The organism is Wolbachia endosymbiont (group A) of Ischnus inquisitorius, assembly GCF_964026985.1.
Lineage (GTDB): Bacteria > Pseudomonadota > Alphaproteobacteria > Rickettsiales > Anaplasmataceae > Wolbachia > Wolbachia pipientis.
Window position 1 is genome coordinate 403,205 of the sequence record NZ_OZ034715.1, and the last position, 23,288, is coordinate 426,492.

Annotated in this window: 31 protein-coding genes and 1 tRNA gene; 18 read left to right on the plus strand and 14 right to left on the minus strand. The window is 35.1% G+C overall.

Going from position 1 to position 23,288, the window contains the following annotated elements; translation table 11 throughout:
• Positions 1-23: 23 nt before the first annotated feature.
• Entirely contained in the window at positions 24-335 is a 312-nt protein-coding gene (locus tag AAGD90_RS02105; RefSeq protein ID WP_341822046.1) for a hypothetical protein, read from the minus strand.
• Between the two features lie 193 nt (positions 336-528).
• Positions 529-903 carry a ferredoxin family protein gene (locus tag AAGD90_RS02110; protein WP_063630600.1) on the minus strand — a complete coding sequence of 125 codons (375 nt, stop codon included), beginning with the start codon at positions 901-903 and terminating at the stop codon, positions 529-531.
• A 61-nt stretch (positions 904-964) separates the two neighbouring features.
• Here AAGD90_RS02110 and dprA point away from each other — a divergent pair, with 61 nt between their 5' ends.
• Positions 965-2,053, plus strand: a complete 1,089-nt coding sequence (gene dprA / locus AAGD90_RS02115) for a DNA-processing protein DprA (protein WP_341822047.1) — start codon at positions 965-967, stop codon at positions 2,051-2,053.
• Positions 2,054-2,274: 221 nt separating this feature from the next.
• On the opposite strand, the gene AAGD90_RS02120 is transcribed toward dprA, so the two are convergent.
• Positions 2,275-3,003: a triosephosphate isomerase gene (locus AAGD90_RS02120; protein WP_341811154.1), complete on the minus strand. Its 729-nt coding sequence runs from the start codon at positions 3,001-3,003 to the stop codon at positions 2,275-2,277.
• 24 nt (positions 3,004-3,027) lie between these two features.
• A tRNA-Thr gene (locus AAGD90_RS02125) sits at positions 3,028-3,100 on the minus strand.
• Positions 3,101-3,178: 78 nt separating this feature from the next.
• On the opposite strand from AAGD90_RS02125, the gene rsmA reads away from it, so the two are divergent.
• From rsmA to secD, 7 genes are all read left to right on the plus strand, one after another.
• A complete protein-coding gene (rsmA, locus tag AAGD90_RS02130; protein WP_341822048.1) occupies positions 3,179-3,991 on the plus strand; it encodes a 16S rRNA (adenine(1518)-N(6)/adenine(1519)-N(6))-dimethyltransferase RsmA in 813 nt (270 codons plus the stop codon).
• 116 nt (positions 3,992-4,107) lie between these two features.
• Complete coding sequence (gene guaB / locus AAGD90_RS02135) at positions 4,108-5,601, plus strand: IMP dehydrogenase (protein WP_341822049.1); 1,494 nt, start codon at positions 4,108-4,110, stop codon at positions 5,599-5,601.
• A 63-nt stretch (positions 5,602-5,664) separates the two neighbouring features.
• On the plus strand, positions 5,665-5,799 hold the full coding sequence (locus AAGD90_RS02140; RefSeq protein ID WP_007548354.1) for an IS3 family transposase: 135 nt from the start codon (positions 5,665-5,667) through the stop codon (positions 5,797-5,799).
• Positions 5,799-5,930, plus strand: a complete 132-nt coding sequence (locus AAGD90_RS02145; RefSeq protein ID WP_341822050.1) for a hypothetical protein — start codon at positions 5,799-5,801, stop codon at positions 5,928-5,930. The genes AAGD90_RS02140 and AAGD90_RS02145 overlap by 1 nt, the downstream gene beginning before the upstream one ends.
• Before the next feature lie 221 nt (positions 5,931-6,151).
• On the plus strand, positions 6,152-6,304 hold the full coding sequence (locus AAGD90_RS02150; RefSeq protein ID WP_022626429.1) for a transposase: 153 nt from the start codon (positions 6,152-6,154) through the stop codon (positions 6,302-6,304).
• An 86-nt stretch (positions 6,305-6,390) separates the two neighbouring features.
• Positions 6,391-6,561: a DDE-type integrase/transposase/recombinase gene (locus tag AAGD90_RS07170; protein ID WP_080717647.1), complete on the plus strand. Its 171-nt coding sequence runs from the start codon at positions 6,391-6,393 to the stop codon at positions 6,559-6,561.
• 247 nt (positions 6,562-6,808) lie between these two features.
• Positions 6,809-8,314, plus strand: a complete 1,506-nt coding sequence (secD, locus tag AAGD90_RS02155; protein ID WP_341822051.1) for a protein translocase subunit SecD — start codon at positions 6,809-6,811, stop codon at positions 8,312-8,314.
• Between the two features lie 16 nt (positions 8,315-8,330).
• On the opposite strand, the gene AAGD90_RS02160 is transcribed toward secD, so the two are convergent.
• Positions 8,331-9,116 carry an enoyl-ACP reductase gene (locus AAGD90_RS02160; RefSeq protein ID WP_182309896.1) on the minus strand — a complete coding sequence of 262 codons (786 nt, stop codon included), beginning with the start codon at positions 9,114-9,116 and terminating at the stop codon, positions 8,331-8,333.
• Between the two features lie 233 nt (positions 9,117-9,349).
• Here AAGD90_RS02160 and AAGD90_RS02165 point away from each other — a divergent pair, with 233 nt between their 5' ends.
• From AAGD90_RS02165 to AAGD90_RS02175, 3 genes are all read left to right on the plus strand, one after another.
• Positions 9,350-10,165 carry a hypothetical protein gene (locus AAGD90_RS02165; protein WP_341822052.1) on the plus strand — a complete coding sequence of 272 codons (816 nt, stop codon included), beginning with the start codon at positions 9,350-9,352 and terminating at the stop codon, positions 10,163-10,165.
• A 62-nt stretch (positions 10,166-10,227) separates the two neighbouring features.
• Positions 10,228-11,400, plus strand: coding sequence for a porin (locus tag AAGD90_RS02170; protein ID WP_341822053.1), 1,173 nt, complete (start codon positions 10,228-10,230; stop codon positions 11,398-11,400).
• Positions 11,401-11,570: 170 nt separating this feature from the next.
• Positions 11,571-11,864, plus strand: a complete 294-nt coding sequence (locus tag AAGD90_RS02175; protein WP_084741701.1) for a transposase — start codon at positions 11,571-11,573, stop codon at positions 11,862-11,864.
• 124 nt (positions 11,865-11,988) lie between these two features.
• Here AAGD90_RS02175 and AAGD90_RS02180 read toward each other — a convergent pair.
• Together AAGD90_RS02180 and AAGD90_RS02185 are read right to left on the minus strand one after the other, a co-directional pair.
• Positions 11,989-12,848 (minus strand): IS630 family transposase gene (locus AAGD90_RS02180; RefSeq protein WP_156518142.1). Its coding sequence is split into 2 segments (ribosomal slippage): positions 11,989-12,524 and positions 12,524-12,848, totalling 861 coding nucleotides; the frame shifts between segments, so codons are not numbered across the junction.
• A gap of 65 nt (positions 12,849-12,913) precedes the next feature.
• A complete protein-coding gene (locus tag AAGD90_RS02185) occupies positions 12,914-13,216 on the minus strand; it encodes a transposase (RefSeq protein WP_264373917.1) in 303 nt (100 codons plus the stop codon).
• Positions 13,217-13,690: 474 nt separating this feature from the next.
• Here AAGD90_RS02185 and AAGD90_RS02190 point away from each other — a divergent pair, with 474 nt between their 5' ends.
• The gene (locus AAGD90_RS02190) at positions 13,691-14,089 is read left to right on the plus strand and encodes a hypothetical protein (RefSeq protein WP_341822054.1); all 399 of its coding nucleotides are present in this window, start codon (positions 13,691-13,693) and stop codon (positions 14,087-14,089) included.
• Positions 14,090-14,096: 7 nt separating this feature from the next.
• On the plus strand, positions 14,097-15,101 hold the full coding sequence (locus AAGD90_RS02195) for an Mrp/NBP35 family ATP-binding protein (protein ID WP_007548295.1): 1,005 nt from the start codon (positions 14,097-14,099) through the stop codon (positions 15,099-15,101).
• A 199-nt stretch (positions 15,102-15,300) separates the two neighbouring features.
• Here the strand turns inward: AAGD90_RS02195 and AAGD90_RS02200 are convergent, their stop codons facing one another.
• Genes AAGD90_RS02200 through AAGD90_RS02210 form a run of 3 tightly spaced genes read right to left on the minus strand, consistent with a single transcriptional unit; the run spans position 15,301 to position 16,241 of the window.
• Positions 15,301-15,708 (minus strand): transposase, encoded by a 408-nt coding sequence (locus tag AAGD90_RS02200; protein ID WP_007548764.1) that lies wholly within the window; start codon positions 15,706-15,708, stop codon positions 15,301-15,303.
• A 19-nt stretch (positions 15,709-15,727) separates the two neighbouring features.
• Positions 15,728-15,928, minus strand: a complete 201-nt coding sequence (locus tag AAGD90_RS02205) for a hypothetical protein (protein ID WP_010082383.1) — start codon at positions 15,926-15,928, stop codon at positions 15,728-15,730.
• The gene (locus AAGD90_RS02210; protein WP_264329437.1) at positions 15,912-16,241 is read right to left on the minus strand and encodes a transposase; all 330 of its coding nucleotides are present in this window, start codon (positions 16,239-16,241) and stop codon (positions 15,912-15,914) included. The genes AAGD90_RS02205 and AAGD90_RS02210 overlap by 17 nt, the downstream gene beginning before the upstream one ends.
• Positions 16,242-16,574: 333 nt before the next feature.
• On the opposite strand from AAGD90_RS02210, the gene ubiH reads away from it, so the two are divergent.
• The 4 genes from ubiH to AAGD90_RS02230 all read left to right on the plus strand — a co-directional run bounded on the left by ubiH (position 16,575) and on the right by AAGD90_RS02230 (position 20,025).
• A complete protein-coding gene (gene ubiH, locus AAGD90_RS02215) occupies positions 16,575-17,723 on the plus strand; it encodes a 2-octaprenyl-6-methoxyphenyl hydroxylase (RefSeq protein ID WP_209473195.1) in 1,149 nt (382 codons plus the stop codon).
• Positions 17,724-18,068: 345 nt separating this feature from the next.
• Positions 18,069-18,215 (plus strand): hypothetical protein, encoded by a 147-nt coding sequence (locus AAGD90_RS02220; protein ID WP_341822055.1) that lies wholly within the window; start codon positions 18,069-18,071, stop codon positions 18,213-18,215.
• A protein-coding gene (locus tag AAGD90_RS02225; protein ID WP_156518142.1) for an IS630 family transposase occupies positions 18,188-19,047 on the plus strand; the annotation gives its coding sequence in 2 pieces (ribosomal slippage) (positions 18,188-18,512 and positions 18,512-19,047; 861 coding nt in all). Before AAGD90_RS02220 ends, AAGD90_RS02225 begins: the two co-directional genes overlap by 28 nt.
• A gap of 15 nt (positions 19,048-19,062) precedes the next feature.
• A complete protein-coding gene (locus AAGD90_RS02230; protein ID WP_341822056.1) occupies positions 19,063-20,025 on the plus strand; it encodes an IS481-like element ISWpi4 family transposase in 963 nt (320 codons plus the stop codon).
• A gap of 2 nt (positions 20,026-20,027) precedes the next feature.
• Here AAGD90_RS02230 and pth read toward each other — a convergent pair whose 3' ends face one another.
• Together pth and AAGD90_RS02240 are read right to left on the minus strand one after the other, a co-directional pair.
• Positions 20,028-20,576, minus strand: a complete 549-nt coding sequence (gene pth / locus AAGD90_RS02235; RefSeq protein ID WP_065094970.1) for an aminoacyl-tRNA hydrolase — start codon at positions 20,574-20,576, stop codon at positions 20,028-20,030.
• The gene (locus AAGD90_RS02240; protein ID WP_010962412.1) at positions 20,576-21,187 is read right to left on the minus strand and encodes a 50S ribosomal protein L25/general stress protein Ctc; all 612 of its coding nucleotides are present in this window, start codon (positions 21,185-21,187) and stop codon (positions 20,576-20,578) included. The genes pth and AAGD90_RS02240 overlap by 1 nt, the downstream gene beginning before the upstream one ends.
• Positions 21,188-21,332: 145 nt before the next feature.
• Between AAGD90_RS02240 and AAGD90_RS02245 the strand changes: the two genes are divergently transcribed.
• On the plus strand, positions 21,333-21,632 hold the full coding sequence (locus AAGD90_RS02245; protein WP_010962411.1) for an NADH dehydrogenase ubiquinone Fe-S protein 4: 300 nt from the start codon (positions 21,333-21,335) through the stop codon (positions 21,630-21,632).
• Positions 21,633-21,936: 304 nt separating this feature from the next.
• Here AAGD90_RS02245 and AAGD90_RS02250 read toward each other — a convergent pair whose 3' ends face one another.
• Positions 21,937-22,245: a hypothetical protein gene (locus AAGD90_RS02250; RefSeq protein ID WP_341822057.1), complete on the minus strand. Its 309-nt coding sequence runs from the start codon at positions 22,243-22,245 to the stop codon at positions 21,937-21,939.
• Positions 22,242-23,186, minus strand: coding sequence for a 16S rRNA (cytosine(1402)-N(4))-methyltransferase RsmH (gene rsmH / locus AAGD90_RS02255; protein ID WP_006279684.1), 945 nt, complete (start codon positions 23,184-23,186; stop codon positions 22,242-22,244). The genes AAGD90_RS02250 and rsmH overlap by 4 nt, the downstream gene beginning before the upstream one ends.
• Between the last annotated feature and the right edge of the window lie 102 nt (positions 23,187-23,288).

Genomic DNA, 23,288 nt, shown 5'->3' on the forward strand with positions numbered 1-23,288 from the left:
TCTTCTTTTTTATATTTCTTAAATCATTCTTGATCATAAGACTTTCTGAAATCTGACATCATTGCTAATGCTAACTCTTGTGAACCTAGCTTAAAAACTTCGTTGAAGCTGTTTGCGTTGGCATCTTGTGCACCGCCTGCAGTAATTCCACAACTATAAGAAATCTTTTCAGATAAGCTATGATACTCTTTTATCATCTCTTTCAGCAATATTTTAATATCATCTTCGGTTAACTCTACTGTTGATAATAGATCACATGTTTTTTCAAGATCACCATTCACTTGAAAAAGTAACCCTTCAATCTTTTTAATGGTTTCTCTTTTATTTATACTCACAACTTACCCCCAAGATTTGATGCTAATAGCTAATTTTATAATCAAATATTTCAAAAGTCAATAAGCCTTTTTCCTTAATCCTTAAGTTAATCGATACTAATTTATCAGCATAACAACTTAGATAACGCAACTATTTTCAGCAACCAAAAACAACAACCCTGAAATACAAAAAGTTTCTTTTCCTTCAGTAGCATTATTCTAAATTTTCATCAAAATAAGTTGTTTTATCCTTTTTTTCCTTATACTCTTCTGCAGTATAGAGAGGTTGTTTTTTAGCTGTGATATTTGGCCATTTTTGTGAGTATTCTACGTTTATGTTGTAAAATGACTTGAAAGTTTTTTGTTCGCTGCTCAGCAACTCTTCATCTAGTTCTAAAATATCTTTTATGGAATCATCAGTTACAATTGCATCCACCGGACACTCAGGTATGCACACTCCGCAGTCAATACATTCATCTGGGTTAATCACGAGCATGTTTTTACCTTCATAGAAGCAGTCAACGGGACATACTTCCACACAGTCCGTATATTTACATTTTATGCATTTATCTGTAACAAAATGCGTCATAAAACACTGTATATTTGTATTATCTTGGGTACACTAAATTGATAAGAAATTCAAGTCTTTTATGAAGATAAATAAATTGAACAACAAAGAATTAGAAGTATGGTTAAGCTTGGCTAGAACTATAGGACCAATAAAGTTTTTTAGTATACTAAGAACACATGGATCGCTAGATGAGGTGTTGAAATATCTCAATAGGGTGGCTAATAATAAGGTGTATGGCATTCAAGATGCACGAGAAGAAATCAATAATGCAGAAAGAATTGGAGCTAAAATTATACCCGCATGTGACCCAGATTACCCTGATCTTTTAAGAAATATCTCTAGTTGTCCTCCTGTAATAACTGCGCTTGGTGATATATCATTATTAAGCCGTGAGATAATTGCAATAATCGGTGGGCGTAACTCTTCAATAAATGGAAGAAATTTTGCCAATAAGTTGGCACTTGATTTAAGCGAAGCTGGTTTTATTATCGTTTCTGGACTTGCAAGAGGAATTGATACTGCAGCAAACAGTGTAATATACAAAGATCATCCCACTATTGCTGTTACAGCAAGCGGGATTGATGTGGTGTACCCAAAAGAGAATTTTGATCTATACAAAAAAATCACCGAGAATGGCGGATTAATAGTTACTGAGCTTCCATTTGCTACTAAACCAAAGCCTCAGTATTTTCCTCAAAGGAATCGAATTATATCTGGCCTATCGCTAGGTGTTGCAGTGATTGAAGCATCGAAACGTTCTGGCTCTCTAATAACAGCAGATTTTGCTTTAAATCAAGGGAGAGAGGTGTTTGCAGTTTCTGGTTTCCCTTTAGATTCACGCTGTAGTGGTAGTAATTATTTAATTAAAAACGGTGCTAAGCTTATCGAATCCGCTGATGACATAATAGAGAGTATTAGGTTTAGTTTACCTCCGCAGCAAAAAAACCTATTTGATGTTGAGCACCATTTTGTTAACCAAAAACAAGAAAAATTACAACAGGCAAAATCTGTTATAGTTGATCATATTAACTCTGTACCTGTTGATATAGATGAACTTATATTAGCAAGCGGACTTTCTACCAACATAGCTCTAATGGCTCTTTTAGAACTAGAGTTGGAAAACAAAATAGAGCGTTCACCGGGGAATAAAATATCGTTAATTTTCTAGATTACTTTAGCTATGTCGTTTTACTAGATGTTCGTACAGATATAGCTAAAGTGGCTTAGGTTTACCTACAATTTGAAAAACAACAAATTCGTCATTCCGCTACTCGTTAGCGGAATCTATGCTGAGATACCGCGAATGAATCGCGGTATGACGTAGGGAAATCTTTCTTGGGTTAGCTATATATGCTTGACACTGGAATGATGCCATTTGTTATAGGATTCTTAGTTGCTGATTTTAGAATTGATAAGAGAAAACTTTTTTTCAACTTGTTGTATAATTTTATAAAAGTGATCGAAATCTAAGCTTGCACTGCCAATTAAAACTCCTGATAAATTTGAAATATTTAACAAATTTTCTATATTTTCTGAACTAACTGAACCACCATATATAATGTGTTTTTTACCAGTACACAATTTTATTACCTCTATCACCTCAGTAATTGCATCATTATTTGGCACATGACCTGTGCCTATTGCCCATATTGGCTCATATGCTACGGTATATTCACCGTGTGTTGGCAAGCGGTTTTTACATTGATATTCTATTACTTCTTTTGTTTTTTCATTCTTATAATCTTCTGAATTTTCACCTACACAGATAATTGGGTGTAAGCCTGATTCTATTGCTATTTCCGACTTAAGTTTTATTTCACTATCTTTTTCATTAGCCCTTTCAGAGTGCCCAAGTATTACGTAAGTACACCCTAGTTCTTTTAACATTTCTGCGCTAATTTCACCTGTGTAAGAACCGGACTTTTTCTGATGGCAATTCTGTGCTCCTATACTAATATTATTGCTTAGCTCTATACTATCTGGCAATGATGTAAAAGGAGGGCAAATCACTAGCTTAGAGGTAATTTCGTTGCTCTTGTTGTTAAGTTTGCCTATAAAGTCAACAAATGAAGAACGCATTCCATTCATTTTCCAATTTGCTACTATTAAAAAGGACATCAACTTTACTTATATGGGCGAGAGTGCCGGCTGTCGGACTTGAACTGACAACCTACTGATTACAAGTCAGTTGCTCTACCAATTGAGCTAAGCCGGCGTTAAACACATTAATAATATACAATTATCAATGAATTTTCGTCAACTAATTTTTAAAATACTGTATAATGAAAATAATATGAAAAAATTTTTACTGAAGCCAAAAAAGAGTCTAGGGCAAAATTTTATTTTATCGAGTGAGATAACAAAAAAAATCGTCGCTTTAGCTGGTAGTCTGGAAAATTTTAATGTCATTGAAATTGGTCCTGGATATGGTGCATTAACAAGAGAAATATTGGTGCATAATCCAAAGTCTCTACTTTCTATAGAAAAAGATAGAGATTTAGTAAAACACCATGACCAACTGCTAAATGAGCATCAAGGAAAGTATAGAATTATAGAAGCGGATGCACTGCATGTTACAGAAGAAGAGCTGATAGAGCGCCCAGTTAAAGTTATTGCTAACTTGCCTTACAATATCTCGGTAGTGTTATTTTTAAAGTGGTTAAATAATATAAAATTTTTTACGAACTTGACATTAATGTTTCAAAAAGAGGTAGCAGATCGCATTACGGCAAGACCCAATTCTAAAGATTATGGTTCCTTATCAGTGCTAAGCCAGTTGCTATGTGATATAAAAAAGGAATTTGATATTGAACCTAAAGAGTTTTTTCCAAGACCAAAAATACATTCTTCAGTAATTACAGTAAATCCTTTGCCTACCCCAAAGTTTGCAGTAAATTTGGAAACCTTAACAAGATTAACACGTGTCGTTTTTTCTCAAAGAAGAAAGATGCTGAGAAATAGCTTGCAAAATATAACGAACCACGCTGAGACTGTCCTTGAAAACGCTAAATTGAGCGGAAACCAGCGTCCAGAAAACTTAACTATTGAGCAGTTTTGTTTGCTGGCAAATAATGTAGAATTCTTATTTTGCAATAAAATGTATTAGCAACCATATAGCTTTTCTATCTCCTAAAAACAGTTAGAGCTATACAATTAAAGGCTCCTAGCTAATTTTGCCTATTGCAATTTAATTAATTGGCGTATAAGCTTTAAATAAAGCCTATGAAAAAAATGGAAGCTTGTTATTCGTTTGACGATATACTTCTTTTGCCACCCTATTCTAATATATTGCCTTGCGATGCAGATACAAAAACTTATTTAACAAATAGTATAGAACTAAATATCCCTCTCATATCCTCTGCAATGGATACTGTTACTGAATCGGGCTTTGCAATAGCTATTGCCCAACATGGAGGGATAGGTTGCATACATAAGAATTTATCAATAGATGAACAAGTTTTAGAAGTGAGAAGGGTGAAAAAATATGAAAGTTGGATCGTGTATAACCCAATTACGATTTCACCGGATAAAACAGTTGCGGAAGCAATTTCATTAATGAGAGAGCACAATTATTCTGGCATTCCTGTAGTCGATCAACGCAAGTTAGTTGGAATTTTAACTAACCGAGATGTGAGATTTATTGAAGACCAGAACATGAATGTAAAAGTTTCCGAAGTGATGACAAAAGATAAGTTAGTGACAGTGCGGGAGCAGGGAGTGAATAGTGCCTCAGCAATGAAATTGTTGCATGAAAATAGAATAGAAAAGCTTTTGGTCGTAGATGAAAATTCTTGTTGTATAGGTTTAATTACGGTTAAAGACATTGAAAAATACAATAGATACCCAAATTCATGTAAAGACAGTAAAGGGCGTCTCAGAGTTGCCGCTGCAATTGGCACTGGTAAAAAAGATGGTATAGACAGATGTGAAGCTTTGATCGGAGAAGAAGTTGATGTAGTTGTTGTGGATACTGCTCACGGTCATTCCGAAAACGTTATCAATACCATTAGGGAAATAAAAAAGATGTATCCTAATACGCAATTAATTGGCGGAAACATTGCAACAAAGGAGGCTGCTGAAGCGTTGATTGATGCGGGTGTTGATGCAGTGAAGGTTGGAATAGGACCAGGATCAATCTGTACAACCAGAATAGTTACAGGTGTTGGTGTGCCACAATTCTCTGCAATCAAGAATGTTGCAGAGGCGTGTAGAGCAAGAAACGTCAGACTAATTGCTGATGGTGGGGTAAAATACTCAGGAGATGTTGCAAAAGCTATTGCAGCTGGTGCTGACTCTGTGATGATTGGTTCGATTTTTGCTGGCACTGACGAAAGCCCAGGTGAGATTATTATGTATAAGGGCAGAGCATATAAAGGCTATCGAGGAATGGGATCTATTAGTGCAATGAAACGAGGTTCAGCTAGCCGTTATTTTCAAGATAAAGATTCAAAACTCAAATTAGTTCCACAAGGAGTGGAAGGAAGAGTTCCATTCAAAGGTCCAGCTTCAGGAGTAATCCATCAATTGATTGGCGGATTGCAAGCTGCAATGGGGTATACTGGTAATAGGAATATAGAAGAGATGAAAAAAAATTGTAAATTTGTTACTATTACTGCATCAGGATTAAGAGAGAGTCACGCTCATGATATAGTCATTACACAAGAAGCTCCAAATTATGCTTATCAAACGTCCAATTTGTCAACCGATTCGGAGTAGTCCAGAAAAAGTAGAGAGAAAGTTAAGACGTTTTTGGAGTAAAATAAAACGTTTTTTCAAAATATGACAAATAGAAGAGAATATACAGCAGAATTCAAATTAGAAGCTGTTAAGCTGGTTAAAGAAACAGGTCAAGCAAGTACAAAAATAGCAAAAGATCTAGGTATAGATGGCAGTATGTTAAGTAAGAAAATATGATGGAAAAATGTCTGGAGCATACGCATTTCCAGGCAAAGGCTCCTTATAACAAAGAAAGATTTGATCTAAAAAAAGAACTAACAAGAGAAAGAGACATCTTAAAAAAAGCCCTGGGCAAAGAAAAAGAGTAAAGTATTCTTTTATATAGAAATTGCTATAAAACACAGGAACTATGTAGGGTTTTGTACTGGTGGTATTGGTTGCTAAGGAAAAAAGCAGTAAAGAATTAGCAAAAGAAGGGCTTCTAGCAGATATTCAAAAAATAATCAAGCTTCTAAATGCAGATATGGAGCCCCTAAAATTCACGCTGAATTAAAAGCTTTAGGCAAAAATTAAAACAGTACAAAGTGTTATGCAAGAAAATGGCATTAAAGCCAAGTTTAGACGAAGGTTCAAAAATAAAAAACAGCAAATAAGCAACCGAGTTGTGGCTCCGAACACATTGGATCAAAATTTTACTACTGATCAGCCAAATAAAGTTTGGGATTACCTACATAAAAACTAAAGAAGGTTGTTGGCGGCAATAATTGACCTATATTCACGCATGGTGGTTAATGAGTAACATGATAATTAGTTATAGATTCTTTATTGATGGCCGTTGATAAACGCAAACCCGATAAAAATCTGCTGTTACATAGCGATCAAGGGTCACAGTATACCTCTCAAAATTACCAATTTCTATTGAATACAAAAAACATCATTTCCAGCATGAGCCATAAGGGCTGTTGTTACGATAACTCTGTTGCAGAAAAGTTCACTTAAAAGGGAGCTGCTTATTGATACTTCTCGCTCAACAAACCAGAACTGCCATATTTGAATACATAGAAATCTTTTATAACAAATAACGTAGACATTCTACTATTAACTATTGCATTCCTGCACAATTTATTCTCATGATAAAAACGTCTTAACTTTCTCTCTACTTTTTCTGGGTAAGGTCAAATAGAGAATTTTACAAAAATCTATTTTTAACTTACAATCAATTATTACAATTTTAAACCTACAACTTATGTATAACAGACTTATAGTCAAATCTTTTTCAGTATTATGCATCTGTTTATTTGCTTTATACATAACACTGCCAAATTTCTTTGATAATAAGCTTTTTATTTCGAAAAAAAGAATAAACTTAGGCCTTGACCTGAGAGGAGGGGCATCTTTGCTTCTAAACATAGACTTAGACTTCTATTTTAAGGAAAAGCTAGGCATGCTAGCAGGTGAGATAAAAGAGACATTGCTAACAAAAAATATTGAATCTAACGTACAAAATAGCGTTGTAACTTTAAATAATATTGATGATTATAAAAAAGCATCTGTGTTGGTTAATACGATAAATCCAAATTTAGAGCTAAATAGAAAAGATTCTTCAATTCTCATTTCGTATAAACCCCATTATAAAAATTCTTTGATCAGTGAAGTAGTTGCAGAATCAATAAACAATGTCCAGCGCCGTTTGGACAAACTTGGCACAAAGGAAGTCAGCGTTCAAAAACAAGGGCAGAATAAAATATTAGTGCAGGTGCCTGGAGTAGAAGACACCAAGCAGATAAAATCTCTGCTTGGCAAAACTGCTAAGCTAGCTTTTCATTTGGCAAACACTAACATAGCCAAGGTGCAGGATATAGACCATGAAACCACTGTCATGCTCAAGGATTCTTTAGGTAATTCTTATCCAATATTCCGCAAAACTGAAATAGGTGGTGATTCGCTGGTTAACGCATCAGTTAGATTTGGTCACTTAGGTAAACCAACAGTGCATTTTAAATTTGACAGCATAGCGAGTAAAAGATTCGCAAAAATCACTAAAGAAAATGTGGGAAAACCTTTTGCAATTGTTCTGGATAACACAGTCTTAACAGTACCTACAATACGTGAGCCAATTTTAAATGGAGAGGGAGAAATTAGCGGTAATTTCACTGAAAAACAAGCAAGCGAACTTGCAATACTTTTAAAATCTGGAGCACTGCCAGCACCACTTAAAATAATTGAAGAAAAAAACATTGGCCCAAGTCTTGGAGAAGAATCAATAAAGGCAGGGGAAATGGCAGCAACAATCTCTATTATAGCCGTGGCTTTATTTATAATCATCACTTACGGCAAATTAGGTGTATTGGCCTCTGTTGCACTTTTTTCTAATGTAGTTCTTATATTATCAATTCTCACTCTGCTTGAAGCAACTCTAACTTTACCTGGAATTGCCGGTATTGCACTCACTGTCGGTATGGCGGTGGATGCAAATGTTTTAATATTTGAGCGAATTCGTGAGGAAATAAAATCTGGCAAGAGAGTGGAACGTGCTATTGAAGAAGGGTTTAAAAACGCTATAAAGACAATACTGGATTCAAATATCACTACATTAATTGCTGCAGGAATAATGTTCATTATTGGCAGCGGAGCAATTAGAGGCTTTTCTGTCACTTTATCAATAGGAATTTTATGTTCGATGTTTTCTGCAATCACAGTCACAAAACTCCTGATAGAGTTGTGTATGAACCCGAAGGAACTAGCGCTTTGAATTAAGGATTTAGATCTCAGTCAACCACCTTCATTCCCACAACGTTATATCCTGAATCGACGTGCAAAATTTCTCCAGTAGTGCCACTACTTAAATCGCTTAATAAGTATAGCGCTGCCTTGCCAACATCCTCTATTGTAACATTGCGTCTGAGCGGAGAATTATTTCTATTCCATTCTGATATGAAGTGAAAATCGCTTATTCCAGAAGATGCTAAAGTTCTGATTGGACCAGCGGAAATTGCATTTACTCTGATATTTTGTGGCCCGAGATCACATGCTATATATTTTACACTTGCTTCAAGTGCTGCTTTACATAAACCCATAACGTTATAATTTGGCATAACTTTTTCAGCGCCATAATAAGATAAAGTAAGCAAACTACCACCACCTGACATCATTTTTTCAGCTCTTTGTGCTAAAGCAGTGAAAGAATAGCACGATATATGCATTGCATTGAGGAAGTTATCCAGTGAAGTATTGACATATTTACCATCTAACTCATTTTTATCGGAGAATGCTATTGCATGCACCAAAAAGTCAAGAGTACCCCATTTTTTCTCTATTATTTCGAAAGCGTTATCTATGATTTTTTCATTTGAAACGTCGCAGTGTAATATTAGCTCCACATTTAGTTCATCTGCTATTGGTGATAGTTTTTCTTTTATTATTTCATTCTGGTAGGTGATTGCAAGTTCTGCTCCGTGCTCTGAGAGAGTTTTTGCTATACCGTATGCTATTGATCTCTTATTTATTATTCCGGTTATTAATCCCTTTTTGCCTTGTAATAGACTTGTCGTCATAGAACTATCTGTTTTTTTATAATTTGGAATATTAACTAGGTAAAGTCAAGATATCACTATGTTTTAAAATATTTTTTGCAGTAACTTGAAGTCTATAAACAGTAATCTTGATTCTTCTACAACAAAGCCATCCCGTATGACATTTTGTCTATACCTAATTAAGCATATCAATAAGTAAGTAAATCTTAATATAATCTTATTATACTTATAAATACGCTGTATAGAATGAAAGTATGGATGATTTCATAACTGCAAGAAGAAAAGATGATGCTGTGGTATCTGTTTGTCAGGATAATAAGAAAAAAAACGTGTTAATTTTAGGGCTCAATCAAGTTGCAAGGGATTTGTTAAAATATGAAGAGGAGAATTTGCTTAATAAGCCATTAATTAATATCTTAAGCACAAGAGCAGCTGACAACGTGAAGAATTATTTAGAGTATACCGAAAATGGGCACGATTTACTTGATATATTACCTAAAGTGATAGATTTTTCCTTAACTGATGCTAAAGGAGAAGATATCAAGACAAAAGTAAAAGTTTTCCGCACTGCACAATTTGCCAGTAATAAAATAAATTATGAGCTATTAATACGTGATATCAGTTTGTCCCATAAACTAGGAATCTTTAGAGATAAATATCTAATGGGTAAAAAATATAAAAACCATGACTTATTCGATATACCGGGCAATGAGTCCACTATTCTAGAGTTATACGTTATATTAAATTTTGCCTTTCAACATCAAATTAATGCAGCTATAGGAGTGATTGGCTTAAATAGTAGCTGTAGTGAGACAAATAATGCACTGAAAGTTATCATAGAACATTTTTATAAAAATTGCCGTAGTGATGATTTTCTAGGGTATATTGATGAGAATAAAGTGCTTTTTGTTTTGATTAACTGCGATGTAAAAAGTACATCTAAAATAATTAATCGTATACATTCTGCCATTAATAAGCAGTTATTAAAGCGAAAATTACCAAGTGTATCAATAATTTATGGGAATATAGCTCAAAAACAGGCAGCAAAATCTACCAGCGGTGCCTTCTGAAAAGTTGTTTTTTATTTATATTGAGTTTAAACTTAAATTTTTATAAAGATTTAAGTTTATTTATGAAGTTAAAGTACTACCTGGTAGCACTGCTTTCATCATTGTTTTTGCAGAATAGTGCTAGCTCTAAAACAATTCTGGATAAGGAAATATTTTATGCAGAACTAGATGGGGAAGTAGATTTGAGATTCGGCTACGCTTTCAACAGAGACTCTTTTGATACTAAGTCCAAGGACAAGGTTTCAAGTTATTCAAACTTGCGCTTTCTTTATTTACAGCAAGTTTATCTAAATACTCAAATGGGGGTTAATGTTAAGGCAGGGGTTTCTGGTATTGCAAACCTAAAAGCGTTAGACATAGAAAAGTTAGACATGGAGGAAGGGTATTTCATCATTAAAAATCAGGGACTTGGATCAATTGAATATGGTAAAAGAAGTTTAGTTAGTCAGAGCATGTTAATTAACACTTCAAAAATTTATGCAGCTGCTGGAGGAGTAAATGGTCATTGGACAAACTATGCAAATTTGCGCGGTGATCATAAAAAAGATGGTGACCCTGGATATAATCAAGACAAGGTGTTCTGGGTCAAGCCCAATATTTATAGCGATTATAATGAACTCGAACTAGGGTTAAAACAATCATCAATTAACTACATCTCCCCTGAAATCTATAACTTTCAACTCGGATTCAGTTATGTTCCAGGAAAAAATAACTTACAGTACAGCAATTTAATTGCTGCTGGCCTTTCCTATAAAAACAGCTTGTCAGATGATATAGGTTTTACTACTGCTTTGACTGGTGAATTTGCAAGAGAAAATTTAACTGGTTGCTCAGATGGAACTTCTAAAAATTATGAATGTCGCAATCAATTACTGCACTGGAATTTTGGTTTGAAGCTAAAATTGTTCGATCTTGATTGCATTTTTTCGTATGGTAATGGTGGTGAATCTGGTGAGAGGCGTAATCCTGAAATAAATAATACGTATTATATGAATGCAGGTATCGCTTACCATTCTGATTCTTACAAATCAAGCTTAACATATTTTAGTAGTGGTAGGGATATTGCAGGCGAAGGTACAAACGAGTTAACATCATATGCTTTAAGCCTTGAAAATTCTCTTTTTTTAGGTACTTCATACTATTTCGATATTGTAAAGTTTAGTACAAAAGAGCCTAAAATAGAAAATAACAACTCTGGTTATGTGTTCTTGGCTGGACTGAAATTAAGTTTTTAATATTGCCTCCTTCCAACACTCTTTTCTGTCATCCAAGGTAACCGTTCACAGATTTCCACTTAATTTTTCAATCTCACTCATGGAGAGGCCAGTAAACTGACCTTACCCAGAAAAAGTGGAGAGAAAGAAAAGAGTTTTTTTGGGTAAAATAAAATTTTGGAGGATTAGAAATGGCAAGAGAATATACGGCAGAATTCAAATTGGAAGCTGTTAAGCTGGCAAATGAACAAAGAAAGGTAGGTCAACCAGTTGCAAAAGTAGCAAGAGATCTAGGAATAAGGGATAGTGTATTAGGAAAATGGATGAAGAAATATAACGAAAAAAAGTCAGCGGCAAATGCATTTCCAGATGTAGCACCTTATGACAAAGAGAGGTTTGATTTACAAAGCAAGAGTAACAAGGGAAAGAGACATTTAAAAAAAAGCCCTGGCCAGTCAAAAAGAGTAAAATATTTTTTTATATAGTAACTGCTATAAAGTACAGGAATTATGTAGGATTTTCTGCTAGTGGCTACTATAAGTGGACCACAAGAAAAATAAGCAGTAGAGAATCAGCAAATATAGCATTTCTCATAATAGTCCGAATAGGTCATAGGAAGGCAGAATCAACAGCACGACGAAAGGATTCGAATAGAGGAATGTTTTTCCTGGCTCTGTTTTTTATAGCAAACCAATGATGCTCAATTTTGTTAAAATCTGGAGAATAAGGCGGCAGATACAAAATTTCTGCACCGACTCCTTTAGCGAGCTTGATAAGCTTATCAGACTTATGAAAAGTAGCATTATCAAGAATGACAGTTTGTCCAGGTTCTAAGATCGGTGCCAAAAATTGCTCAAACCATCCATTAAAAATATCCATATTACAGTGGCCTTCAAATGTTAATGGAGCAACTATCTTTCTTCTACTTAAGGCTGCAACCATGCTGATTCGTTGAGTTTTTTTTCCAGATTTTAGGGCATAAAATCGCTGTCCTTTCTGGCAATACCCATATGGATAGTCCTCCGTGTTATCAATCCCAGACTCATCTATATACACTAAGTTTTCTGGTTCTTTTGTTGCTATAATTTTTAAGAATTCAGCACGTTTTTCTTCGTTCCTTTCCTTGTATCCATATGTCTTTTTTTGCGCGTAAATCCAATTTTTCTGAGAGCTCGGTGGATCGTTTGGATACTAACGTTGCCCCAAAGTTTAGCCATTTCCGACAGAGTTTTTCTACCGTGTTTTTTAGCAAATTCGATAAACTTATTCCAGTCGATAATTTTCTGATTGTAACCTCCATTACCGAGTTTTTTTGACTGAAAGTCGCCTGTTTCTTTTTTTCTTTGCTGCCACTCCCACAAAGTAGTTCGTCCAATTTTAAATCTTGCTGCCACTGCTTCTCTGCTTTCCCCTTCGTCTAGTGCTTCCATTGCTTTTTTTCTTAAATCATAACTATATGCTGCCGGCATCCAACCTCCTTATCGCCATCTATCCTTAATCTTATCATATCCGGACTTCTGTGGAAAGAGCTATACTATATAAAAAAATATTTTACTCTTTTTGACTGGCCAGGGCTTTTTTTTAAATGTCTCTTTCCCTTGTTACTCTTGCTTTGTAAATCAAACCTCTCTTTGTCGTAAGGAGCCATGTTACCTCTACCTGGAAATGCATTTGCCGCTGACTTTTTTTCGTTGTGTTTCTTTATCCATTTTCCTAATAAACCACCCTTTATTCCTAAATCTCTTGCTATTTTTGTAATTGTTTGACCTGCCTTTCTTTGTTCATTTGCCAGTTTAACAGCTTCCAATTTGAATTCTGCCGTATATTCTCTTACCATTTCTAATCCTCCAAAATTTTATTTTACCCAAAAAAACTCTTTTCTTTCTCTCCACTTTTTCTGGGTAAGGTCAGTCTTTAGGCACCCAAACAAAGGGAAATGCTGGATAAAAAGAAAATACTTTAAAAAGTATAATAACGATAACTGGCGTTTTATGACAAGTAACAAGATACATCTTATTATACACAGCGATCATGTTATTAAACGACATATCAAAGTGCAAAAAACCAGATCTCCATATGATGGTGATTGGGTTTATTGGGGTAAACGTCTGAGAAAAATACCAGATAAGCCATTAAGAGTAATAAAACTATTGAAGTTACAACAAAGTAAATGTGATAATTGTAGACTATGGTTTAAAAGTGATGATACAATAGAAATACATCACAAAGACCGGAATAGACGAAACAACATGATCAAAAACTTATCTTTGTTACATGGACATTGTCACGATGAATTACACAGGAGGTGTGCATGAAAAGCTCCAAATTGGAGAGAAGCCGTATGAGGCGCAAAGTCTCACGTACGGTTTTGAAGTCGAGTGAGGAGGGGCGACCTTCTTCACTTAGACAACAATATGCAGATGAAACTACGGAAGAAGACTTAAGGAAAATAGCAGAAAAAGCACCAATAATAAAGTTAGCCTACGATGAATTAGACAGGTTTAGCTGGAATGAAAAAGATTTAGTAGCATATGAAGAAAGAATAATGGATCTGCGGAAAGAAGAAGGCATCCTCGCTAAAAAACTTGATGAGGGAAAGATTGAAGTAGCAAAAAACCTACTTAAGGCTGACATCTCTATTGATATTATCTCTCAGACAACCGGCCTTCCTCAAGCTGAGATTAAACGACTTCAGGAAGAAATCACCTAAAAGGCTAATGATCAACGAAAAAATTGTAAGAGAGAACTTAAAAAAAGTCATAGAGCAAAAAAGCGGTAAAGATGTGATCGCTCTTGGCATAATATCCTCAATTATTATTAAAGGTCAAGATGTTGGTTTTGTGCTTGAAGTTGCCGGTAACACGCAAGCAAATGAAGAATTAAGAAGAAATTGTGAGCAAGCTGTTAAAGCTATACCGGGGGTGACAAAAGTGACCGTGGTTGCTACTTGTCAAAAACAAACTGGGCAACAAAAAGCTAAATTACATATCGAAGGAGTGAAAAATATAATCGTTGTGGCCTCTGGTAAAGGCGGTGTGGGCAAGTCCACAGTTGCGCTAAATCTTGCTCTCTCATTAGCAAAGTTAAAACACAAAGTTGCGCTGGTTGATGCAGATATATATGGTCCTTCAATTCCTAAAATGCTTGGCGCTGAAAAATTAAAGCCAGAAATACAGGATAGTAAAGCAATGCCTATAGAAAAGTATGGACTGCATACTATTTCAATTGGCTATTTTATCGATAAAGATCGTGCAGCAATATGGCGCGGACCTATGATTACAAAAGCACTTTATAGTCTGCTAATGGGAACAAAATGGTCCGATATAGAGTATTTGATAATTGATACACCACCTGGAACTGGCGATGTGCATTTAAGTCTTATGGAAAATTTTAACTTAACTGGGGCGATAATAGTTTCAACTCCACAGGAGCTCTCTTTAATCGATGCTCGCAAAATTTATGATATGTTTACAAAGCTCAGCGTACCGGTTATTGGCATTGTAGAAAATATGAGTTATTTCATTCAAAGCGGCTCAAAAATATACATATTTGGAAAAGACGGTGCAAAAAAAATGTCTGAGGAGCTGGGCATCAAACTTCTAGGCAGAGTTCCTCTAGATCCACAAATATGCCATGCTTCTGATTGCGGAAATCCTTTAATGTTAAGTGAGGATTTGGCAGAGATTTATGAAGACATTGCTCAAAGTATAGTTAAACAATAGAATAAGCGTGAGAAACATGCGAATCAAAGTCCTCTTTTGTTAGTTACAAAATAGACTGCTTGCATAACCATTATTTACATGAAAAATTAGCAGCTTTTGTCATTCCAGCGCGTGACGCTGGAATCCAGAAAAAAAGAAGAATGGATCCCAGTGGGCTTTGTTGCATCGCTCTTCGGATAGTAGGTAACGCACAATAAATTTATGAAGCTATCTCAAATTTAGCCATACCAATATCAGTGAACTTATTGAGCAAATAGCATTTAACAAGTAGTTCCTTCTCTCTATTTGTCTCAGATTTATTCCTAAAACTAAACCCGAATGTTTGTTTCAGTCGCGAGAAAAAACTTTCTATATAAGATCTTTTTCCATAACTCATCTCTTTTTTCCACTTCTTTATACCATCTTCATCATATGACTTTATGAGCTTGACTGCAGAATTTCTCTCAGCCATATAGTCTAACTTTGGATGCTCTGCTGCGTTGTTTTTCGGAGGAATTTTCGTTTTTATACCATATTGATTACACAGCTTATAGAGCTTTTCTCTGTCATATGCCCTATCTGCATATAGTACTTTTATGACATACTGAAAATCGACTTCTTTTAGCAAATCACAAGCTCCATAGTGATCAGCCGTTACTGTATTTTACAGCTATGGCTTTTTTGCTGTTTGTATTCAACATTACATGCAATTTTCTTGTCTGTTCATAGCTGCGATACTTTCTATCTTCGCTATTTTCTTTGCTATGACCAGGAGTGTTGTTGTATATACTAATTCCTGTACTGTCTATAGCAATTTCGATATCTTCCATATTATTTTCTGCAATCATTGATCTTAATATTGAGTTTCTTAAACCTTCTTGATGATTGTGAATAGCTGATAACTTGCAAATTTTTCCCAATTTGCTCAAGGTATCCTGCTATAAACCCAACTGTTTGCCTCAGGCCTATTCTAAATAAACAAGTTATTATGTGCACCAAAATTACAATTTTATCGCTATAAATATTGTTGCCACCTGGTATTTTTGGACCATTCTCGTACCACTTTTCTATGGCTTCGTTGATATAATGAAAAATATTTCCTCTTTTTTCTAGAAATTTGTTATATTCGCTATGGTTACTGACCCTCATTTTTTGTGGCATATTTTTTCTTTCAAGGTTAAATGGCTATTTTATAATGAATTTTGTCAGTAGCCACCAGATTTTTTCAGTTGCTATGCAACAAAGTCATCCCAGTGTCAAGCACTGGGATGACACCTTTATGTTTGAGGCAAAACCGGCCATAGCATTTAACACACTGCCTTCGCAAAATGTTCGTACAGTTGTTCGTTACGTGCTGGAATGACAAGGTGGAGTGTCTTTAGATGTCATCCAAGTAGCTGACACTGGGATCTAAAAAATTTAATTTATATATAAAGTTTGTTTAAACTATTTTCAAAACAGATAAAATATAATTTTACAATTAGCGTAAATAAAATGAATTATGATGTAATCATTTCAGGTGGTGGGTTACTTGGTCTTATTACTGCCATTGGCCTCAGTTGTGACTCTGTGTCTGTAGCTGTGATTGAAAAAAATAGTCTACCACGTGTAGTAGATGACAACCGAGCATTTGCTATTTCTCAAGGTTCGAAAAAAATATTGGAAAAATTAGGGATTTGGCAGTTTATAGAAAGCGAAGCTGAGCCAATACTTGATATATGCATATTAGATGCGGTTACTGTGCATTACAATCATAAAATGGTTGGTGAAGAACCAATGGGTTATGTTATTAACAATGCCACTATATGGAATGCAATCAACAATAATTTTTTGAATAAACTAAATATATACTCTCCACATTCCTATAAAACAATTGCTTGTGATTCAGGATATGTGGAAGTTATTCTTGATAATAACCAGGAATTAATATCATCGCTACTTATCTGCGCTGAAGGCAAGAACTCTAAACTACCAGAGTTATTTTCTATACCGACAGCGAAATTTGATTATAAACAAAGTAGCATAGTATTTAATGTAAAGCATGAACTGCATCACCAAAACTTAGCTGTAGAGCGTTTTTTTCCTGGCGGTCCATTTGCAATTCTACCGATAAAGGATGGCTATACTTCTTCGATAGTTTGGACAGAAAAATCTGGAATTTCAAAAATGCTAATGGATCTGTCTGAAGAAGAATTTATTATAGAGCTTAAAAAAAGATTTGGTTCTTATTTAGGAAAGATAAAACTAGAGGGTGAAAGAAAACTTTATCCTTTAAGTTTTGTTTTCGCAAAAAAGTTATATAAGGGTAGAGTTTTGCTTATCGGCGATGCAGCACATTCAATTCATCCAGTTGCAGGTCAAGGGCTTAATCTTGGAATTAGAGATGTAGAAAGTATTATAAAGCACGTAGTTGCCGCAAAAGCATCTGGTATTGATGTTGGCAGTAGTTATTTATTAAAGAAAATTTCACGTAACAGATACTTTGATAATTTTACAATGGCGCTTGCAACTGATGGATTAAATAGGATGTTTTCCAACAGAATATTCTGCGCTAAAGCACTAAGAAATCTTGGCTTGATTGCAGTTGAAAATTCAAATTTCCTCAAAAAACGCTTCATTCGGCATGCTATGGGATTTATATAAATCACTATTTTATAGCTAATGCAAGTCAGGTTTCCCACGGCATACCGCCGCGGTATCTTGGCCGCTAACACGTAGCGGGATGACGAATGTATCTGTTCAGCAGTTGTGTTAAAAGTCAATAGAAAAATTGATGTAGCTGTGGATAAGTACTTTTATCTGTATAAACGTGCTTATCCACAGCTATACTGGCTCTTAGATAGAAACAGACAGAGAGTTATATTCCTCAGTAAAAACCCTGTCATCTCTGACTAAAGAGTTAGCAAGAATAAGCAATTTCCTCATGGCAGCAGTGGAAGCAATTTTATATGGCTTTTTATATTGTGTATGGTCCCAGAGTGTGATGGTATGATAAAATATGAGAAAACAATACCATCAAAGGAGGAATTATGGGACAAATATTATAGCTCTTTCCACAGAAGTCCGGATATGATAAGATTAAGGATAGATGGCGATAAGGAGGTTGGATGCCGGCAGCATATAGTTATGATTTAAGAAAAAAAGCAATGGAAGCACTAGACGAAGGGGAAAGCAGAGAAGCAGTGGCAGCAAGATTTAAAATTGGACGAACTACTTTGTGGGAGTGGCAGCAAAGAAAAAAAGAAACAGGCGACTTTCAGTCAAAAAAACTCGGTAATGGAGGTTACAATCAGAAAATTATCGACTGGAATAAGTTTATCGAATTTGCTAAAAAACACGGTAGAAAAACTCTGTCGGAAATGGCTAAACTTTGGGGCAACGTTAGTATCCAAACGATCCACCGAGCTCTCAGAAAAATTGGATTTACGCGCAAAAAAAGACATATGGATACAAGGAAAGGAACGAAGAAAAACGTGCTGAATTCTTAAAAATTATAGCAACAAAAGAACCAGAAAACTTAGTGTATATAGATGAGTCTGGGATTGATAACACGGAGGACTATCCATATGGGTATTGCCAGAAAGGACAGCGATTTTATGCCCTAAAATCTGGAAAAAAAACTCAACGAATCAGCATGGTTGCAGCCTTAAGTAGAAGAAAGATAGTTGCTCCATTAACATTTGAAGGCCACTGTAATATGGATATTTTTAATGGATGGTTTGAGCAATTTTTGGCACCGATCTTAGAACCTGGACAAACTGTCATTCTTGATAATGCTACTTTTCATAAGTCTGATAAGCTTATCAAGCTCGCTAAAGGAGTCGGTGCAGAAATTTTGTATCTGCCGCCTTATTCTCCAGATTTTAACAAAATTGAGCATCATTGGTTTGCTATAAAAAACAGAGCCAGGAAAAACATTCCTCTATTCGAATCCTTTCGTCGTGCTGTTGATTCTGCCTTCCTATGACCTATTCGGACTATTATGAGAAATGCTATACATGGGTGCGCCAAAACAACAGAGACAATTCGTAGAGCAATACAAAATAGTAAAGAGAGCATAGCAAAACTCTCCAGGTACTATAACCTTAATCCAAAAACTATCATTAAATGGAGAAAACGGTCTTTTGCCAAAGACGCTGATATGGGTCCGAAGCATGCAAGATCAACTGTTTTAACTTTAGAAGAGGAGGCTGTAATTGTTGCATTTCGTAAGCATACTCTATTGCCATTAGATGATTGTCTCTACGCTTTGCAAACCTCAATCCCACACTTGACTCGCTCTAGTCTACATCGTTGCTTACAGAGGCACAGCATTAGCAGACTACCAGATGTTGATGGCGAAGTTAAACCAAAAAAGAAATTCAAACAATATCCTATAGGCTATTTCCATATTGATATTGCAGAAGTTAGAACAGAAGAAGGAAAGTTATATTTGTTTGTTGCAATAGATAGAACATCCAAATTTACGTATGTTGAGTTGCATAAAAGTGCTACAAAACCTATAGCTGCTGAGTTTCTACGTAATTTGATTAAAATTTTACCATATAAAATCCACACTATTTTGACAGATAACAGTGTACAATTTACCAACCAAAAACGCCATAAATACGCTTTTCAACATATATTTGATAGAGCTTGTGAAGAAAATGACATTGAACACCGTCTAACAAAAGTTAGCCATCCTTGGACAAATGGGCAAGTTGAGCGTATGAACAAAACTTTAAAGAATGCCACTGTTAAGAAGTATTACTATCAGTCTCACCAGCAACTCAAAGAGCATCTTTATGACTTTGTTATGGCCTACAATTATGCTAAAAGACTCAAAACTCTTAAGGGTCTTACACCTTTTGAGTTTATATCTTTACAGTGGACAAAATCTCCTGAATTGTTCATACTAAATCCACACCATCACACTCTGGGACCATACACTTCCTGTGTTTCGTAATATTATACAATCAAATTGATAAAAGCTGTATTATCTCCTTGCAGCATTAAGTGTATATTTTTTGCTATTTTTTCCACTAAGGGAGTAACATTATCAAAATTTGAAAATTTTGATAACACATAATCTGCTAAGCTTCTTTGATCTTCAGGTCTACCCACTCCAAATCTCAAGCGCCAATAATCGTTGCCAATAAAACTATCTATGGATTTAAGTCCATTATGTCCAGCAGAGCTACCACCTTTCTTTATTTTTATTCTTCCAAGTTCCAAATCAGCGTCATCGTGTATGACAACAATATTATCTAGCGATAATTTGTAAAAATTTCGTATTTTTGCAACAGGGATGCCTGAATTATTCATAAATGAATAAGGCTTTATTAACATGATTTTATTATCATTAATTATGCCAGAGGTTATTAGATAATCGGCTTTTTTAGAGAACGACTGGAAATTCCAATATTTGCAAATTGTATCAACTACGATGAAGCCGATATTATGATAAGTTAACTCATATTGACCACCAGGGTTACCAAGCCCAACTATCAGGTGCACTATTCCTCTGTTTCTGCTTGAGGTTCTTCAACGTCACTATCGGCAGCAGAAATTGTAACAATGGTAAAATTTTCTTCTTCATGAGCTACAAACTTAACACCTTCTGGTAATTTTACATCATTAATATGTATAGACTGGCCAATCATTTTACCGGATAAATCAACTTCAATGACCTGAGGTATTTTATCAGGAGAGCATTTAACAGCAATAGAACGACACAAAACATTAAGCACCCCACCTAATTTGATTCCTGGAGCTTTACTTTCATTCACAAATGATAGAGGTATGTCTATTTTAATTTCACTGCCTTTATCAACAAACTGAAAATCAACATGTTGCACAGTATCCTTTACTACATGCAATTGGATATCGCGAACAAGAGCATATTCCTTTTTGCCCGAAATATTCAGCTCTATCAAATGTGCAGAAAGAGAGCCTGACTTATATTGCTTTGTGAATTCCTTTGCAGACAATGTCAAATTTACATTATCATGGCCCTTTCCATATATGATTCCAGGGATGTTTCCTTTCTTCCTTAGAGAATGCATCGCTTTTGTTTTTGTTATATCACGTAACTCTGCATTAATTGTTACTATTTCCTGTTGCGTCATCGGTTACTCCTATTCAGCTAATCCTTTTAATATAATTTAATAATAATATAACATAAAAATATTTATTTCAAACTTCATTCTTTCATACTAATTGTTTGTGAAAGGATTTATTTAGATATATATTTAAGCTTATTTAACAAGAACTATGGGCATTGACGATAAAGTAGTTTTTAGGATTTATAAACCAACAAGAACTGCAACACAATCTGGTTTAGGTAATACAAATTTCTGGCACCTAAAAATTGAATCTGGCTCTTACTACATTGAACCTTTGATGGGGTGGGTTGGCTCAAAAGATCCAAAAAAACAGATTGTATTAAAGTTTGATTCTCTTGAAAAAGCAGTATTCTACGCAAAAAAACGCAACGTTAAATACATAATTGAAATGCCAAAAAATGTTAAGAGGCTGCCAAAATCTTACGCAAGCAATTTCATACTAAAGTAAGTTGCACAACAAATGGTGTTATGCAAGTAGCTGACACTGCTCTCCTTTGTCATCCCAGTGCCCAGACACTGGGATCCAGGAATTTTATTAAGTTGGTAAGCATAAAAATAGCTGTTTTACGTTAAAATACAATGTTTTTGATGATTATGGAAAGGCTGGATCCCAGTGTCAAGCACTGGGATGACACCATTTGTTGTAAACTCACTTTTACTCTATGGTTATACTACCTTGCCGCTATCCTGAACGGATACAAAGTAAGTTTTATTGTGATGTGCTCATCTGTAAAAAATAAGACTTAATCTCACTATTGATCATGGATTTTAAGTTGTGCTAACACACTGCGGCCATTTAAAGAGTCAAGATTTTTAACCTGGCTAGCCAGTATTAAAGAGTTATTTTTCAGGTATTTCTTTACAAGGCTTGCAAGTCTTTTTGGATTATTTAAATAGCTCCACTCTGCTTGTAAAACTTTTATATCACTTTGTACTAAATTAATTTCACTTTTTATTTTTATTAGCTCTCTATTTAACGACTGAACATGTAATTTTACCTTAAATAGTCCTACAATGCTAAGAAAAAACATAACTATTGAGATGATGCAGAAAGTTCTCACGACAACCTCTGTATAGCTCTTAGTTTTGCTGAGCGTGAACGCGGATTTGCACTTACTTCTTCTATACTTGCTTCGATCACTTTTTTATTTAGCAGAGAGAATGTCTTGCAATCAGTAGCACATAAATCTTTAAAAAAAGTTTTGACTATACGATCTTCTAAGGAATGAAAGGTGACGACAATTAATTTGCCATTCTCACTTAAAATCTCAGATGCAGCTTTAATACCCTTTTCAAGTTCTCCCAGCTCATCGTTTACCCATATTCTGATTGCCTGAAATGTTCTGGTTGCAGGATCAATTTTGCTTTTTCCACGAAATACCACGGAACGTACAATATCCGCAAGCTCAAATGTAGTTTTGATAGTTTTCTTCTTCCGTGCATTTATTATTGCTCTTGCAATTTTGCGAGAATGACGTTCGCCTCCGTAGTTATATATAGTATTTGCGATTTCTTCTTCGCGTAAAGCGTTAACAAACGTTGAAGCGTTTATATAAGAAGAGTTATCCATGCTCATATCGAGTGGACCATCATGTAAAAATGAGAACCCTCTATCTCCGTTATCAAGCTGCATAGATGAAACTCCGATGTCAAAGACCACTCCATCCACCCCGTTTGATGTCATTCCAGCGCGTGACCAGTTATTTTTTCCAGTATCAAGTACTGGGATGACAGGAGATGGCTCAACGCTGCTTAGTATACTTTTAATATTACTAAACTTCTCAATGAATAGTTTTATTCTATCTGGATATCTAACGCTTAAATCATCATAAAACTTAGTTACCGTTTCATCTCTATCAATTGCATATACTTTGCAATCAGCTGACTCCAATATTGCTTTGCTATACCCTCCAGCTCCAAATGTGGCGTCCACGTATATGCCACCATCCTGCGGTGATAGTAGTGATAGCATCTCTTTTAACAAAACTGGAGTGTGTGTCATATCAAAAAATTTAAGTACAGTTGGTGTAGATATCCTACTCTACTCTACTCTTCACATCAATTTTATTTATGTACATAGATTTTCTTGCCAAAATATGGTATC

Excerpts from the sequence above, each read along its gene's own strand:
- AAGD90_RS02110 (WP_063630600.1), bottom strand. The coding sequence starts at position 903 with ATGACGCATTTTGTTACAGATAAATGCATAAAATGTAAATATACGGAC.
- dprA (WP_341822047.1), top strand. The coding sequence starts at position 965 with ATGAAGATAAATAAATTGAACAACAAAGAATTAGAAGTATGGTTAAGC.
- AAGD90_RS02120 (WP_341811154.1), bottom strand. The coding sequence starts at position 3,003 with ATGTCCTTTTTAATAGTAGCAAATTGGAAAATGAATGGAATGCGTTCT.
- rsmA (WP_341822048.1), top strand. The coding sequence starts at position 3,179 with ATGAAAAAATTTTTACTGAAGCCAAAAAAGAGTCTAGGGCAAAATTTT.
- guaB (WP_341822049.1), top strand. The coding sequence starts at position 4,108 with ATGAAAAAAATGGAAGCTTGTTATTCGTTTGACGATATACTTCTTTTG.
- AAGD90_RS02140 (WP_007548354.1), top strand. The coding sequence starts at position 5,665 with ATGACAAATAGAAGAGAATATACAGCAGAATTCAAATTAGAAGCTGTT.
- AAGD90_RS02145 (WP_341822050.1), top strand. The coding sequence starts at position 5,799 with ATGGAAAAATGTCTGGAGCATACGCATTTCCAGGCAAAGGCTCCTTAT.
- AAGD90_RS02150 (WP_022626429.1), top strand. The coding sequence starts at position 6,152 with ATGCAAGAAAATGGCATTAAAGCCAAGTTTAGACGAAGGTTCAAAAAT.
- AAGD90_RS07170 (WP_080717647.1), top strand. The coding sequence starts at position 6,391 with ATGGCCGTTGATAAACGCAAACCCGATAAAAATCTGCTGTTACATAGC.
- secD (WP_341822051.1), top strand. The coding sequence starts at position 6,809 with ATGTATAACAGACTTATAGTCAAATCTTTTTCAGTATTATGCATCTGT.
- AAGD90_RS02160 (WP_182309896.1), bottom strand. The coding sequence starts at position 9,116 with ATGACGACAAGTCTATTACAAGGCAAAAAGGGATTAATAACCGGAATA.
- AAGD90_RS02165 (WP_341822052.1), top strand. The coding sequence starts at position 9,350 with ATGGATGATTTCATAACTGCAAGAAGAAAAGATGATGCTGTGGTATCT.
- AAGD90_RS02170 (WP_341822053.1), top strand. The coding sequence starts at position 10,228 with ATGAAGTTAAAGTACTACCTGGTAGCACTGCTTTCATCATTGTTTTTG.
- AAGD90_RS02175 (WP_084741701.1), top strand. The coding sequence starts at position 11,571 with ATGGCAAGAGAATATACGGCAGAATTCAAATTGGAAGCTGTTAAGCTG.
- AAGD90_RS02185 (WP_264373917.1), bottom strand. The coding sequence starts at position 13,216 with ATGGTAAGAGAATATACGGCAGAATTCAAATTGGAAGCTGTTAAACTG.
- AAGD90_RS02190 (WP_341822054.1), top strand. The coding sequence starts at position 13,691 with ATGAAAAGCTCCAAATTGGAGAGAAGCCGTATGAGGCGCAAAGTCTCA.
- AAGD90_RS02195 (WP_007548295.1), top strand. The coding sequence starts at position 14,097 with ATGATCAACGAAAAAATTGTAAGAGAGAACTTAAAAAAAGTCATAGAG.
- AAGD90_RS02205 (WP_010082383.1), bottom strand. The coding sequence starts at position 15,928 with ATGATTGCAGAAAATAATATGGAAGATATCGAAATTGCTATAGACAGT.
- AAGD90_RS02210 (WP_264329437.1), bottom strand. The coding sequence starts at position 16,241 with ATGCCACAAAAAATGAGGGTCAGTAACCATAGCGAATATAACAAATTT.
- ubiH (WP_209473195.1), top strand. The coding sequence starts at position 16,575 with ATGAATTATGATGTAATCATTTCAGGTGGTGGGTTACTTGGTCTTATT.
- AAGD90_RS02220 (WP_341822055.1), top strand. The coding sequence starts at position 18,069 with ATGATAAAATATGAGAAAACAATACCATCAAAGGAGGAATTATGGGAC.
- AAGD90_RS02230 (WP_341822056.1), top strand. The coding sequence starts at position 19,063 with ATGAGAAATGCTATACATGGGTGCGCCAAAACAACAGAGACAATTCGT.
- AAGD90_RS02240 (WP_010962412.1), bottom strand. The coding sequence starts at position 21,187 with ATGACGCAACAGGAAATAGTAACAATTAATGCAGAGTTACGTGATATA.
- AAGD90_RS02245 (WP_010962411.1), top strand. The coding sequence starts at position 21,333 with ATGGGCATTGACGATAAAGTAGTTTTTAGGATTTATAAACCAACAAGA.
- rsmH (WP_006279684.1), bottom strand. The coding sequence starts at position 23,186 with ATGACACACACTCCAGTTTTGTTAAAAGAGATGCTATCACTACTATCA.